We start from the raw sequence: 13,302 nt of genomic DNA on the forward strand, positions 1-13,302 counted from the left end.
GCCGAAATGTGGTCAGCGTCGGGTCACAGCCATCGCACTGTTGCGCGAAAGCCAGAATGGCGGCAGGAACGCAGGGATGTTGGAGAAGGGCAATACCTCGGGCTTGAGCCTGATGCCGAGCACATCGCCCATGAAGGCGCGGCGCGCCTCGATGCGGCGCCATGCCTCGGGATAGCGGGCCGCGATCTCCTCGCGCAGGGACTCATCGGCAAGCGCGATACCGTCTTCGATGTTGGTGGTGAAATAGCTGGTTCCGGTCGCCGGAATGATGTCGACCTGCAGCGCCATGCCCGATTGCAGCTTGATGTCCGAGCCGGAAAACACCGGCGAATGCATCCATTCGTCCATATGGACGAGATGGCCGGGATTGAGCGAGACGCCGAAGAACGGGTCGCCTATGCGGTCATGCACGGCTTTCCAAAGCGCTCCGCCGGCAACGCCTATGCCGATGGTCTCGTACCAGTCGACGACGGCGGCGAAATAGGGCGCTACCAGCTGTTCGACATAGTCGCTTATCTCGCGCGGCAGTTCGGCCGCGCTCTCGACCAGGAAGCCGGCGCGGGCGTTGAGCGAGCCCTGGATGCCATAGGCCATGGTGACGGGATCGCCGCGCTTGATGATGTCGAGGCGCGGGCTAGGCAAGCCGTAGGGCGCACGCCTGCCGGCGGACAGCATCGGGTGGCAGCACAGGGGCAGGCCGTTGATCCCCATCAGCCGCGCGGCCTGCAATTCGCTCATGCCGGGCTCAATATTCCCAAGCACGTTGCGCAGGCCCTGCGAGGAAAAGGTCGCGGCGAATTCGAAGGACGCCAATTGGTCTGCCTCGTTGATGGCGCGTAGGCCGTCGGATGGGTTCATCAACAGGTTGGCGGCGTTGACCACCGCGCCTCTGTCGCCGGCCAGTGTGCGCAGCGTATCGGCGATGAAGGACGGCAGGTCGAGCGTCGTCTCGCCAAAGCCGCCATCGCCGGCGCCGAACGGCTTCCAGCCGATGGCGCCGATTTTCTGGCCGGCCTTCAGGCCGCAGGCGGCAAGCGTGTCGGATAGAGAGGCCGAGCGGTCGCGTGGCTGCGCCGGCAGCGAGAAGGTCTGGTAGAGGACGCGCTCGTAAGGCCCGTCGCAGATTTCGGCATAGCCCCAGCCCTCATTGCCGACGAGAAGCTTTGGCTGGCTGCCGGGGACGATGACCAGCAACGTCTCCTCGAAACGCGGATCGTAACCACTGAGATAGGCGACATTGGCCGCGTGCTCGCGGTCGCCATAGACGGCAAAGCCGTCGAGCCCGGCTTCGGCGCCGCGCGCCAGCAGAGCCTCGATGCGCGCTTCGTAGGTCTGGCGCTTAAGCAGCGGCATCACGGTCGGCTCGGCGAATTCAGGAAGGTCTACGGTCTTCAGGGCGACAGCCGAAACAGGCATGAAGATGGCTCCAATGGATTTCCTGCTGGCGCGCCAAAGCGGCCGCGCCGCATCGGTGGCTGCAAACGGCGAATTGTGCAATAGGCTTCGCCTTCGAACCATTCGATCCAGAGGTGACGGCGCCATGAACAGTTTCTCCTCCCGTGTCGCCACCGCCGCAGCCGCGATCCGCGAGATCTTTCCCGAAACGCCGCTGCAGGAAAACGACTATTTGTCGAAGAAGACGGGGGCTCGGGTGCTCTTGAAGCGCGAGGATCTTTCGCCGGTGCGCTCCTACAAGATCCGCGGCGCCTTCAACTTTTTCCGCAAGGCGCTGGCCGCAGGCAACGAGGCCGAGCTGTTCGTCTGCGCCTCGGCCGGCAACCATGCGCAAGGCTTTGCCTTCGTCTGCCGCCATTTCGGCAAGAAGGGCGTGGTCTTCATGCCGGTGACGACGCCGCAGCAAAAGATCGACAAGACGCGGCTGTTCGGCGGCGATTTCGTCGAGATCAGGCTGGTCGGCGACTTCTTCGACGACTGCTACCGCGCCGCCTTCGAATTCACCGAAAGTTCCGGCGCGCATATGGTGCCGCCCTTCGACCACAAGGATATTATCGAGGGGCAGGCGACGGTCGCCTATGAGATCGCCGACCAGATGCCAGGCGCGCGCATGCCCGACATCATCATGCTGCCGGTCGGCGGCGGTGGCCTGGCCGCGGGGGTGACGCACTATTTCGCCGATCAGCAACGTGACGCGCGCTACGTCTTTTGCGAACCGGCCGGTGCGCCGAGCCTGCATCAGAGCCTCGCCAGCGGCAAGCGCGTCCGGCTCGCCAATGTCGACAATTTCGTCGACGGCGCGGCGGTGGCCGAGATCGGCCGCGAGCCGTTGCGCCACCTCAAGGAGTTCGCCGCTCAGGCGGTGCGGCTGATCCCTGAGAACCGGCTCTGCGCCACCATGATCGAGATGCTCAACATCGAAGGTGTGGTGCTGGAGCCGGCCGGTGCCTTGGCGATCGACGCGTTGAAGGATTTTTCGCGCAAGGAAATCCGCGGCAAGACCATCGTCGCGGTGGTGTCGGGCGGCAATTTCGATTTCGAGCGGCTGCCCGACGTGAAGGAGCGGGCGCTGCGCTTCGAGGGGCTGAAGAAATACTTCATCATCCGCTTTCCGCAGCGGCCGGGCGCGCTGCGCGACTTCCTCGAACTGCTCGGTCCCGACGATGATATCGCCCGCTTCGAATATCTGAAGAAATCGGCACGCAATTTCGGCTCTGTGCTAATCGGCATCGAAACCAGGGACCGGCGTAACTTCGATCTGCTGAGGGCAAATTTCGAGGCCGAGGGCGTGCACTATCAGGACATCACCGACAACGAGACCCTGGCCGGGTTCATCATATGAGCGGTACAGCCTGCCACCCGAAGCTCGAAGAGCGAAGGGTGGTCTTCGTCGCGCTGTTTTCCGGCATCAATGTCGGCGGCAACCGCATCGTCCAGATGGCGGAGTTGCGGGCGTTATTCGAGGCGCTAGGCTTCACCGATGTCGCCAGTTATGTGCAGAGCGGCAATGTCGTGTTCCGGACCAAGAAGGGCGACGCCGCCACGCTGGCGAAACAGATCGAAATGGCGTTCGAGAAAAAATGGGGCTTTCACTCGCGCATCATGGTGCGCGATCTCTCCTGGTTCGAACGGTTGGTGAAGGAGAATCCTTATCCGGAAGTCGCCGGCGATCCGACCAAGCTTCACGCCTACACGCTGGAGCGCCAGCCGACGGCGGACGAGATCGCCAGGCTTGCCGAAAAATGCACCGGCCCGGAAAGCTTCGAGGTCAGGGACGACGTGCTCTACCTCAAGGCGCCGGACGGGCTCGGCAAATCGGTGTTCGCCAATCTCATCCCGCGCGTGCTGAAAGTGCCCGGCACCGCGCGCAACTGGCGGTCGGTGCTGGCGCTGCTGCAGATGGCGCGTTCGCTTTGAATCGCTTAGATCTGCGTTGCGGTTGCGATGCTAATTAAGTCTCGGCTAAACAGTTGTTTTCTGCAACAATTTCCGATTTTCCGGCCTGGGCAGCTTAATGAATATTGCATGTCTGTGCTATGCTCTTTCCGACTGCATTGGGGAGTTTCATGAAACGTCTGCTTCTCGCATCCACTTTCCTGATTTCGGCTTGCGGCGCGACGTTCGCCGCCGACGTGATTGAGACCGTACCGGCAGGGTTTGTCTGGTCGGGTGGCTATGTCGGCATCAACGCCGGCTATGGCTGGGGACGCGGTGACGCGGTCGACCAGACGGATTCCTTCTTCGACGAGGAGCTTGGTCAGACCCATGACGTCGATACCGACGGCTTCCTCGGCGGCGTTCAGGCCGGTTACAACTGGCAGTCTGGAGCATTCGTCTATGGCGTCGAAGCCGATCTGGGCTATCTCGGCCTCGATGGCGACAGGACTATCGTCGAAGAGCCCGACAATTTCGGATCGGCGAAACTGGGCGTCTATGGCGATCTGACGGCACGTCTGGGCTACGCCACCGACAGGCTGGTGATCTACGCCAAGGGCGGCGCGGCGGCGACTCACTACAAATTGAGTTATGGCGATACTTTCGATTTTGACGGGGTGCCCGACCCGGACAGCAGCGCATCGAAGAGCGGAGGCCGCTTCGGCTATACGATCGGTGGCGGTGTCGAATGGGCCTTCGCCGACAAATGGACCACGAAGCTGGAATACCAGTACTTCGACTTCGGTAAGGTCCGTTTGACAGATATCGAGGGCAACGACGCAAAGGTGAAGATCGACGCCCATACGATCAAGATCGGCCTGAACTACAAGTTCTGATCGATCCGTCGTTCCGACGGTTCAGATGGCGTCGCAACCAAGTGACGCCATAACGTCGCCCGGGGCTGGCAGCTTCCGGCGTTCGGCGTTGCGGCTGACAGCAGATCAGGTCGCCGGAGCCTGCTTCCACTCGAAAGTCAGTTCCTCGCGGAAGGCAAAGCGCTTGATGTGATCGGCAACAACGCTCTCCATGCGCTCCAGCGATCCGCTTTCCTCCGTCGACACCGTGATATGCAGCGCTGCCGCATCGGCATCGAGAACCGTGCGGCCGAGCGACAGATCGATGGTGCCGTGGTTTGGATCGAACACGACGGGAAATTTGTGCGCCCAGTGCTTGCACAGCTGCTGCAAATAGCGGCTGGCATATGCGGTGGTGACATCGGCACGGCTGGTCGGCATAAATGAATTCTCCTGGATGAGGCACTGGCTTTGCTTGGCTGGCGCGACAGGCAGGTAAATAGGTGCCGTTGGTCGAAATGGCAAAGGCGGCCGGCTTGTCGGCGCGGCCGCCTCGCTCAAGATGGCGTGATCGCTACCAGGTGCCGGTGTTCGGCATCGATGCCCACGGCTCGGCCTTGGGTTTGGCCGGGCCCTTCTGCAGCAGTTCGAAGGAGATGCCGTCCGGCGACTTGACGAAGGCCATGTTGCCGTCGCGCGGCGGCCGGTTGATGACGACGCCATTGTCCATCAGATGCTGGCAGGTGGCGTAGATGTCGTCGACCTCATAGGCGAGATGGCCGAAATTGCGGCCGCCCTTGTACTCCTCCGGATCCCAATTGTAGGTCAGTTCGATCAGCGGCGCCTTCTCAGTGATGCCGCTTTCTACATCCTCGGAGGCGGCGAGGAAGATCAGCGTGAAGCGGCCCTGCTCGTTTTCGTAGCGGCGCACTTCCTTCAGGCCGAGCTTGTTGCAGTAGAAATCGAGCGAGACATCGACGTCGGCGACACGGACCATTGTGTGGAGGTAGCGCATGGGATTTCCTCGGGGATGTTTGGGCTGCGAGGCAACATAAGGTCCACCCCGTCGGAGGGCAACGAGCATCGGACTGGAAAAGTGATCACCGGTTTTTGGAAAATCAGGTTGCTCTGACAAAAGCGTCCGACCACAAGTGGTTGCCGATTTCGGCAAAATCCGATGCAAATTGCCGACCGGTTGACGGCCTTGACGGATCGCCATTGCAGCCGGCAGCGACGCCGGCAAACAACAAGTCAGCTATTCCTGTATTCAACCGTGAAAAAAGGCACGGCAGGTCTTGCACACCCCGGAAGCGGCGGTGTTAATCTAATGTCAAGAATCACTTGCGGTTTTCTTGAAAAAAAGGGGGCGTTCTTATGGGGGATAAGGCCTCTTTCACGAGGCGGGATGAGAACCTTGACGACGCCCTGAAGCGCGACAGTGGCGGCGATAGCGCCGACCTTGTCGAAATCGCCGGCGCCATCAAATGGTTCGACGTGGCCAAGGGCTACGGTTTCATACTACCCGATGACGGTTCCTCGGGCGACATCCTCCTCCATGTCACCTGCCTTCGAAAGGACGGTTTTCAGACGGCATTGGAGGGCGCGCGTGTCGTGTGCCTTGTCAAGCATGGCGACCGTGGTTTGCAGGCTTTCCGGGTGCTGTCCATGGACACCGCCACCGCGGTCCATCCGGCCGAGATGCAGGAACAGCGCACCCATGTGGCGGTGACGCCGGAAAGCGGGCTCGAGCGGGCGCTGGTTAAGTGGTTCAACCGCACCAAGGGCTTCGGCTTTCTGACGCGCGGCGAGGGCACCGAGGATATCTTCGTCCATATGGAGACGCTGCGCCGCTATGGCATCACCGAGCTCAGGCCCGGACAGGTCGTGCTGGTGCGTTTCGGACGCGGTGACAAGGGCCTCATGGCTGCCGAGATTCACCCTGATATGGGCACCTTGCCGGTCGCGCATTAGGACGCGAGCCTTCCTGAGGAAGTCAGGACGGCGTTTTTCTTGGTTTCACCACGATCTTATCCGAATACCTGAGACCACTTTTAGGGATCATGGTCTTTGGTCGAGGATTTCCAATGGCGTACAGGAACTGGCTGACAGCGGGCGCGCTCTGCGTCATCGTTGCGGTAGCCGCAGGCGCTTACTTCTATTCCGGGCAGCCGACCGCATCCCAGCAGACGATCGCCGGCGGTCAGGCGATGATCCTTCCCGTCGATCCGACACCCTTGGTCGTGGCGACGAAAGGGGGCGATAAATCCTTTTCGATCGAAGTCGCCGACACCGACTCGGAACGCGAGGCCGGCCTGATGTATCGCCAGGATATGGCCGACAATCATGGCATGCTGTTCGTCTTCGAGATGCAGAAGCAGGTCGGCTTCTGGATGCACAACACGCCGATGCCGCTCGACCTGATCTTTGTTGGACAGGACGGCAAGGTCCGGGCCGTCAAGCACGGCACTCCATTGTCCGATGCAGTCATCTCGCCGGGTGTGCCAGTGCGCTTCGTGCTGGAGCTCAAGGCCGGCACCGCCGCCAAAAACGGCATCGACTATGGCGATCTGCTGCGCCATCCGGCCGTCGGCACGGTGTCCGGCCCCGGCATGCCGCCATCGGACAAGGGCAACGCGCCCACGCCCGGCGCCGGCTGAGCCGCTCCCGATGCAATTCTTCTCCCATGACGGGTTCGACTTCGCCTTCCTCGACCGCCAGCCGGCGTCGGGGGCGGGCGATCCGGTGCTGATGATCCACGGCTTTGCCTCCAGCCACTATGTCAACTGGGTATCGCCCGGCTGGTTCAAGACGCTGAACGATGCCGGCTATCGCGCCATCGCCTTCGACAATCGCGGCCACGGCTCGTCGTCGAAAAGCTATGACGAGGCCGACTACACCCCGGCCAAGATGGGCTCGGACGCGGCGGCCCTGCTCGACCATCTTGGCATCGGCCGCGCGCATGTCATGGGCTATTCGATGGGCGCGCGCATCGCGGCGTTCCTGGCACTGTCGGATCCCGACAAGGTGGCGACGCTTGTCTTCGGCGGGCTCGGGATCGGCATGGTCGACGGCGTCGGCGACTGGGATCCGATCGCCGAGGCGCTGCTGGCCAACGATCCGGCCGCCACCAGCCATCCGCGCGGTCGCTCGTTTCGCGCCTTTGCCGATCAGACGCGCAGCGACCGCCGCGCGCTGGCCGCCTGCATCGCCACGTCGCGCGAACTGCTCAGCGAAGACGACATGACGCGCATCGCCCAACCAACGCTGATTGCGGTCGGGACGACAGACGATATCGGCGGCTCGCCCGACGAGCTCGCCGCGCTGATGCCGAACGCCAAGGTGTTTCACATAGACGGCCGCGACCATATGCTGGCTGTGGGCGACAAGACCTTCAAGCAGCGGGTTTTGGAGTTTTATGCCGAAAATCCGCTTTAACCGGTAAGCGATTTTCGGGCGATATGGATTGGGCGGCCGGCGAGGGGTGGCAAACAATGGCACAATGGGGAAGAAGCGCCGACGCTCTGCCGGGCGCCGTCGTGACAAGCAAGTTCGGCAAGCGTTCCGTCATCCTGGCGCTGCTCGCCTTCGGTGCCGGTGTGATGGCGCTGACCACAATGGTGGCGCTTCCGACCCACGCATCCGAGCGTGCCCAGAACATCGCCACGGGTTTCTTCATGGCGGTTTTCCTGCTGGCAGGGCCGTTGGCGCATATTGCCGGATTGATTTTCGGACTGATGGCGCTGGTGCGTTCGAACGATAGCCGCGTGCTTGGGGTCGTCGGCATCCTGCTCAACGGCGGCTCCCTGGCGGTTGGCTTCCTGCTNTTCCTGCTGCTTGTGGCAATGGCATCGACGATAGGCGCTTTCACCTGATCGGGGACGAGTAATGGCCGGATGGGGAAGAAGCACGATAGCAATGCCCGGCGTGGTGGGGCGGAGCAGCTTGGGCAAACGCTCGGTGATCCTGGCCCTGCTGGCGTTCGCAATGGATTTTGCGGCGGTGGTCACGCTGGCGTTGATGCCAGGCGAGGCGTCGCTGGCCGCTCAAAACGTCCTCGGCGGGGTTTTTCTGGTGGTGTTTCTCGTTGCGGCGCCGCTGGCGCACATCACCGGCGTGGTTTTTGGCTTGATGGCACTGGGACGTTCAAACGACAATCATGTCCTCGGCATCATGGGTATCCTCCTCAACGGGCTGTCGTTGGTGATCGGCCTGTTCTTTGTTTGGGCGGCGACCAAGTCCGTTGGCGCCTTCAGGTGATCGATCTTCGTCTGGCTTGCAGCCGGAGGCGGTGCCGCTTTGGTTGAACTTTTCGTCACCTATATGGAAATGCGCCAGGCCGATCTGGCGCCTGCGCGCGCCAACCCGGCGGCAAGTGCCAGGGTTGTGCGTGAGAGGCTGGACCGCGCCGCCTATCTCAGCCTCTACCGCGCTGTCGGCGAGCCGGTGCAGTGGGACCAGCGGCTGCGCATGCCGGCGGAAGAGCTCGAGCGCCTGCTGGCGCTGCCCTCGACATATATCCATGTGCTGCGCGTCGAGGGCGAAGCGGCTGGTCTGTGCGAATTCAACGGCGTCGGCCAGCCTGAGGTCGAGCTGGTTCATTTCGGGCTGGTCCCCGTCTTCCAGGGTCGCAGGCTTGGGCCGTTCCTGCTCGACCAGGCGCTTCGCGCCATCTGGTCGCACGCGCCGCAAGGGGTCTGGCTTCATACCGACACATACGACCATCCGGCTGCGCAATCGGTCTACAGGCGCGCCGGGTTCAAAGCCTATGCGCAGCGCATGGAGACATTTCCGGATTAGGATTTGAGCGTTTCTAGAGACCGCGCCAGGTTTTGCCTGGCCTGGGGCTCGAACCTCTGGCGGAATTCCTGCGTGTGAAAAATATGCTGGCGCGCGAGGAAAGTCTTGAGAATCGCGCCGCGACCGGCGCGCCACATCGGCTCCTCGACCCAGCCATATTCGCGGCGGACCGCTTGTTCATAGGCGTCGAAAGCGTCGGCTGACGCACCCAGGATCGCCAGGTCCATGTCGAGGAAAAGCGCTGCGTCGCGGAGGGCGTTCTCATCGGCAAGGCACCGTGGTTGAAGGCTGGGCAGTTCATGCGTGGCGGTGGCGACGATCATCGCCGCTATGCGGCCGAGGCGCTCCGGATCGGTGCGGGCGGCAAGTTTGTCCTGCGCAAGTGCCGCACTCCTGGCCTCGTTGTCCTTGGCGCGGCTGTCATAGATGGCGTCATGGAACCAGATTGCGGCTTCGACGGCGCCGGAATCATGCAGCGATGCTCGATATTCGTCCGCCAGCGCCAGCAACGCCTCTATATGGGCGAGGTTGTGATAGTGGCGATCCGGAGCTTGATAGAGCGCGGAGAGCGCGCGTTTCAGCGGAGCGTCGATCAAGGGTTCGTTTTCCATGGCGGCTTGAATTTCCGTGAACCAAATCCATTTCACCGAGCACTAAGGAAAATTGAGTTCAATCGTGCTATGATCTGGCTTATATGTGCCGCCGGAGAATAGGCAAGCGGCCAGGACGCAGGACAAGACGTCGATGAACAGCATCAGCATTTCCCGCCCCACAATGGTCCAGCCGATCGATCCGATCTGGCGTTCGGTCCGCGACGAGGCGATGGAAGCGGTCAACCGCGACCCGCTTCTGGCGGCGTTCCTCTATTCGACCATCCTCAACCAGGAGAGCCTGGAGGAAGCTGTCATCCATCGGCTCGCCGAGCGGCTCGCGCATCAGGACATCGGCTCCGACCTCATCCGCCAGACGTTCAAGTCGATGCTGGCCGACGACAAGGAATGGTCGTCGATCGTGCGTGTCGACATCCAGGCCTATTACGACCGCGATCCGGCCTGCGACCGCTTCATCATGCCGGTGCTCTATTTCAAGGGTTTCCATGCCATCCAGACGCACAGGCTGGCACATTGGCTGTGGAATCAGGGCCGCAAGGATTTCGCGCTCTATCTGCAGAGCCGCTCGTCCTCGGTGTTCCAGACCGACATCAACCCGGCCGCCCGCATCGGCAAGGGCATCTTCATCGACCACGCCACCGGCCTCGTCGTGGGCGAGACGGCGGTGATCGAGGACGATGTGTCGATCCTGCATGGCGTGACGCTGGGCGGCACCGGCAAAGCCGGCGGCGACCGTCACCCCAAGATCCGTTACGGCGTGCTGATCGGCGCCGGCGCCAAGATTCTCGGCAATATCGAGATCGGCCATTGCTCGAAGATCGCGGCAGGCTCGGTCGTGCTGTCGCCGGTGCCGCACAACAAGACGGTTGCCGGCGTACCGGCCCGCGTCGTCGGCGAGACCGGTTGCGACCAGCCTTCGCGGCAGATGGACCAGCTTTTGCCGTCGCAGTCGATGGATCAGGTCGTCAGCTTCGACATCTGATTTGCAACACCCGGCGTGCCGGACTGAGTCCGGTTGCCGGCGCCGTTGCCCCTGGAGCATGATGCCGAAACGTGTGAGGCGGTTTTCGGACGACATCATGCTCTACCTCCTTGATTTAGAGGCGGATTTGGATTCGACCTGAAATCATCCGGCCCCAGGGTTCGCGTTCTATCCAGCCGGCTTGCCTTTACATCGCCATTGTCGACGTGCCAGAAGCGCGTTCCAACGAGCAAGCCCGACGATCGGAGAAGACTTTTGAAGCCGGACGAAATCAGAAAGCTGGACGCCTATTTCAAGCGCGTCTTCCAGAATCCCAAACTCGAGGTGAAGGCGCGGCCGCGCAAGGAAGATTCGGCCGAGGTCTATGTCGGCGACGAGTTCCTCGGCATCGTCTTCAAGGACGAGGACGACGGCGACTATAATTTCTCGATGGCGATCCTCGACATCGATCTGGCCTGAGCCCAGACGGCTACGGACTTCGGCGATTGGCGGCAGCCAGCTGCGCCATCGTCATCCCGGGGAGAAGCAGCCGCAGAGCGGCGTCGCTGAGACCCTGGGATACATTCCGGGCCTCGGCTCAGGAATGTGGCGGTCCAGAACTGCCTCTGCTGCTTCCCAACAGTAATTCTGCACCGCTTCGCTGCCTTAAGGGCATGGAACGGATCCTCGGGTCCGCGCGGCTTCGCGCCCGTGTATGACAAAAGCAGAGGGCCGCTACCGTGCGGTCTTTAAGACGCGCGTGGCCTCGGCAACGATAGCGGCGTCAAGCGCCGGCCAGTTGCCCAGCAACTCCCGGGGAAAGCGGTAGGTCAGGCTGAGGCTGTCGCCGACCTGGATGTCCCGCTCGCAGGGCGCCAGCGATTCCTCGGCGCTCGGTCCGCTCAGGCAGCGGGCGACGAACGGGTCCTTGCCGGGCCGGCCGGCGACCGCGAGCACCTCGTTGAGATAGCCTGATTTTTCCGTAAAACCGTAAATCGTCGTGCCGCCGGGGCCGGGCGCGCCGGGCTGGCTGATGAGCGCGCTGTAGATCGGCGCGAAACGGCCGCTCATGTCGCGCGACATCATCTGCGGTTCGAACGACAGGAAGATGATGTTTTTGGCCGTGCCCGTGTGGTTGAAATCGTCGCGTGCGGCTTCGCTGTAACCGTCCATCTGGGGATAGCGCAGATAGAGGTCGAGGCGCGAAGCGATGCCGTCGCGCCGCGCCTGTAGGAAGCGGATGGCGTTGGCCGGCACGGCAATGACATTGTTGCCGATCACCACCCGGTGGACCGTGGAGTCGTCGGTGTAGCCGGCCATGGCGATCGAGCGGCCGAACCATTTTCCGCCAAGGCTGATCGCCAGCGACAGCAGCGCCAGTGCGGCAAAGGCATAGAACACCCGCTTCATCAGCACGGAATCGACGACGTTGAACTCTTCGGCGGTCGCTGCCTGCTTCATCGCAATCCCCATAGTCGCCGCCGTCTGTCCCTGGGCGGCACACATGCCGTGGCACGGCTCTTGCTGCGCTGGACGCGACTGTGCGATCTCATGGTAAACGGAAGGTAAAGATGAGCCTGCTGCTGCCCGTTCTCTTCGCTTCTGCAGTCGGCCTCACTGCCTGCGGGCTTACCGGGTCCGTGATGGAACTGGCGGCGGGCCGCCGGCTTGCCTTTGCCGAGCCTTATGTGTCGCCGGCGTACATCCTGCGCTCGCTGGCCGCGACCGCTTGCGCCGGTCCGTTCATGCTCGCCAACGATGCGCTCGATGCGCGGCGCGAAGGCCGCATTTCGATGCTGATGCTGGTGTCCTGCGGCTGCACGGTGATCGCCTGGGCGCTGGCGCTGGGCATCGTGCTGATCGCCATTGCCTCCTGGGGCATTGGCTCTCCTGGTGCGCTTCAGCTTTTGGTGGAATCGCTGGCGCGGTATTTGCCTTGAGGCAATTGCTGGGGAAACCGCTACGCGGTTTTCCCAGGATTGTTCTAGGGTTTGTCCCGGCCTGCGACGAATCGGAGACTGGAAATGCCGACCTATGCAATCGACGGAAAATCGCCCCGTTTCGAGGATGCCGACAGCAACTGGATCGCGCCCGATGCGACCTTGATCGGCGACATCAGCGTCGGTCGCAATGCCGGCTTCTGGTTTGGCGCAGTCATCCGCGGTGACAATGAGCCGATCGTCGTCGGTGCCGACAGCAATGTCCAGGAGCATACGGTGATGCACACCGATCCCGGCTTTCCGCTGACGATAGGGCAAGGCTGCACCATCGGCCACCGCGCCTTGCTGCATGGCTGCACGATCGGCGACAACAGCCTGATCGGCATGGGCACCATCGTGCTCAACGGCGCCAGGATCGGCAGGAATTGCCTGGTCGGCGCCGGCGCACTGGTCACCGAAGGCAAGGAGTTCCCCGACAATTGCCTGATCGTCGGCTCGCCCGCGCGGGTGATCAGGACGCTGGACGATGCCGCGGTCGCCAGGCTGCGCGCCTCGGCCGCGCACTATGTCGCCAACGGCAAGCGCTTCAAGGCCGGGCTGAAGAAGGCCTGAACTCTATTCCTGTTTGACGATGATCTTTCCCGAACGGCGGGTCAGCGCAGCAAAAATCGTTTCTCGCTTTCGCTGACGCGGTCCTTCGGTTCGGGATCATGGTCTGAAATGGTGGAGCCGGCCCGGGGACGGGGCCGGCTCCTTAAAACCCGGTCGTTGGGGACGGGGAGGGTGGGGACTCGACCGGGCTTTCTCGT

17 protein-coding genes are annotated in these 13,302 nt (G+C 62.3%); 12 read left to right on the forward strand and 5 right to left on the reverse strand.

Going from position 1 to position 13,302, the window contains the following annotated elements; all coding sequences use genetic code 11:
- Positions 1-12 precede the first annotated feature (12 nt).
- Positions 13-1,416, reverse strand: coding sequence for an aminopeptidase P family N-terminal domain-containing protein (locus X751_RS150145; protein WP_023833725.1), 1,404 nt, complete (start codon positions 1,414-1,416; stop codon positions 13-15).
- A 124-nt stretch (positions 1,417-1,540) separates the two neighbouring features.
- Between X751_RS150145 and ilvA the strand changes: the two genes are divergently transcribed.
- The 3 genes from ilvA to X751_RS150130 all read left to right on the forward strand — a co-directional run bounded on the left by ilvA (position 1,541) and on the right by X751_RS150130 (position 4,226).
- Positions 1,541-2,797: a threonine ammonia-lyase IlvA gene (ilvA, locus tag X751_RS150140; RefSeq protein ID WP_023735350.1), complete on the forward strand. Its 1,257-nt coding sequence runs from the start codon at positions 1,541-1,543 to the stop codon at positions 2,795-2,797.
- Positions 2,794-3,372, forward strand: a complete 579-nt coding sequence (locus X751_RS150135; RefSeq protein WP_023691202.1) for a DUF1697 domain-containing protein — start codon at positions 2,794-2,796, stop codon at positions 3,370-3,372. The genes ilvA and X751_RS150135 overlap by 4 nt, the downstream gene beginning before the upstream one ends.
- Before the next feature lie 149 nt (positions 3,373-3,521).
- A complete protein-coding gene (locus tag X751_RS150130) occupies positions 3,522-4,226 on the forward strand; it encodes an outer membrane protein (RefSeq protein WP_023691203.1) in 705 nt (234 codons plus the stop codon).
- Positions 4,227-4,331: 105 nt separating this feature from the next.
- Here the strand turns inward: X751_RS150130 and X751_RS150125 are convergent, their stop codons facing one another.
- A complete protein-coding gene (locus X751_RS150125) occupies positions 4,332-4,625 on the reverse strand; it encodes a DUF2218 domain-containing protein (RefSeq protein ID WP_023744840.1) in 294 nt (97 codons plus the stop codon).
- A gap of 133 nt (positions 4,626-4,758) precedes the next feature.
- Entirely contained in the window at positions 4,759-5,199 is a 441-nt protein-coding gene (locus X751_RS150120; RefSeq protein ID WP_023681520.1) for a VOC family protein, read from the reverse strand.
- A 359-nt stretch (positions 5,200-5,558) separates the two neighbouring features.
- Here X751_RS150120 and X751_RS0133370 point away from each other — a divergent pair, with 359 nt between their 5' ends.
- The 5 genes from X751_RS0133370 (at position 5,559) to X751_RS150095 (ending at position 8,981) form a co-directional block, all read left to right on the forward strand.
- Positions 5,559-6,155 (forward strand): cold-shock protein, encoded by a 597-nt coding sequence (locus X751_RS0133370; RefSeq protein WP_027050415.1) that lies wholly within the window; start codon positions 5,559-5,561, stop codon positions 6,153-6,155.
- A 113-nt stretch (positions 6,156-6,268) separates the two neighbouring features.
- A complete protein-coding gene (locus X751_RS150115) occupies positions 6,269-6,841 on the forward strand; it encodes a DUF192 domain-containing protein (RefSeq protein WP_023681518.1) in 573 nt (190 codons plus the stop codon).
- 10 nt (positions 6,842-6,851) lie between these two features.
- Positions 6,852-7,619 (forward strand): alpha/beta hydrolase, encoded by a 768-nt coding sequence (locus X751_RS150110; RefSeq protein ID WP_023681517.1) that lies wholly within the window; start codon positions 6,852-6,854, stop codon positions 7,617-7,619.
- Positions 7,620-8,126: 507 nt separating this feature from the next.
- A complete protein-coding gene (locus tag X751_RS150100) occupies positions 8,127-8,441 on the forward strand; it encodes a hypothetical protein (protein WP_023744842.1) in 315 nt (104 codons plus the stop codon).
- A gap of 39 nt (positions 8,442-8,480) precedes the next feature.
- Positions 8,481-8,981 carry a GNAT family N-acetyltransferase gene (locus tag X751_RS150095; RefSeq protein WP_023691208.1) on the forward strand — a complete coding sequence of 167 codons (501 nt, stop codon included), beginning with the start codon at positions 8,481-8,483 and terminating at the stop codon, positions 8,979-8,981.
- Here the strand turns inward: X751_RS150095 and X751_RS150090 are convergent.
- On the reverse strand, positions 8,978-9,592 hold the full coding sequence (locus X751_RS150090; protein WP_023681513.1) for a hypothetical protein: 615 nt from the start codon (positions 9,590-9,592) through the stop codon (positions 8,978-8,980). The two genes, X751_RS150095 and X751_RS150090, sit on opposite strands and share 4 nt — an antisense overlap.
- A 133-nt stretch (positions 9,593-9,725) precedes the next feature.
- Between X751_RS150090 and cysE the strand changes: the two genes are divergently transcribed.
- A complete protein-coding gene (gene cysE, locus X751_RS150085) occupies positions 9,726-10,574 on the forward strand; it encodes a serine O-acetyltransferase (protein ID WP_023691209.1) in 849 nt (282 codons plus the stop codon).
- 255 nt (positions 10,575-10,829) lie between these two features.
- The gene (locus tag X751_RS150080) at positions 10,830-11,033 is read left to right on the forward strand and encodes a DUF3126 family protein (RefSeq protein ID WP_006200852.1); all 204 of its coding nucleotides are present in this window, start codon (positions 10,830-10,832) and stop codon (positions 11,031-11,033) included.
- Between the two features lie 255 nt (positions 11,034-11,288).
- Here X751_RS150080 and X751_RS150075 read toward each other — a convergent pair whose 3' ends face one another.
- On the reverse strand, positions 11,289-12,014 hold the full coding sequence (locus X751_RS150075; protein ID WP_023710585.1) for a hypothetical protein: 726 nt from the start codon (positions 12,012-12,014) through the stop codon (positions 11,289-11,291).
- Between the two features lie 110 nt (positions 12,015-12,124).
- Between X751_RS150075 and X751_RS150070 the strand changes: the two genes are divergently transcribed.
- Positions 12,125-12,493 (forward strand): hypothetical protein, encoded by a 369-nt coding sequence (locus X751_RS150070; RefSeq protein WP_023710584.1) that lies wholly within the window; start codon positions 12,125-12,127, stop codon positions 12,491-12,493.
- Between the two features lie 84 nt (positions 12,494-12,577).
- The gene (locus X751_RS150065) at positions 12,578-13,105 is read left to right on the forward strand and encodes a gamma carbonic anhydrase family protein (RefSeq protein ID WP_023710583.1); all 528 of its coding nucleotides are present in this window, start codon (positions 12,578-12,580) and stop codon (positions 13,103-13,105) included.
- Positions 13,106-13,302 lie beyond the last annotated feature (197 nt).

The sequence above is a fragment of the Mesorhizobium sp. LNJC394B00 genome, assembly GCF_000502555.1.
Classification (GTDB): domain Bacteria; phylum Pseudomonadota; class Alphaproteobacteria; order Rhizobiales; family Rhizobiaceae; genus Mesorhizobium.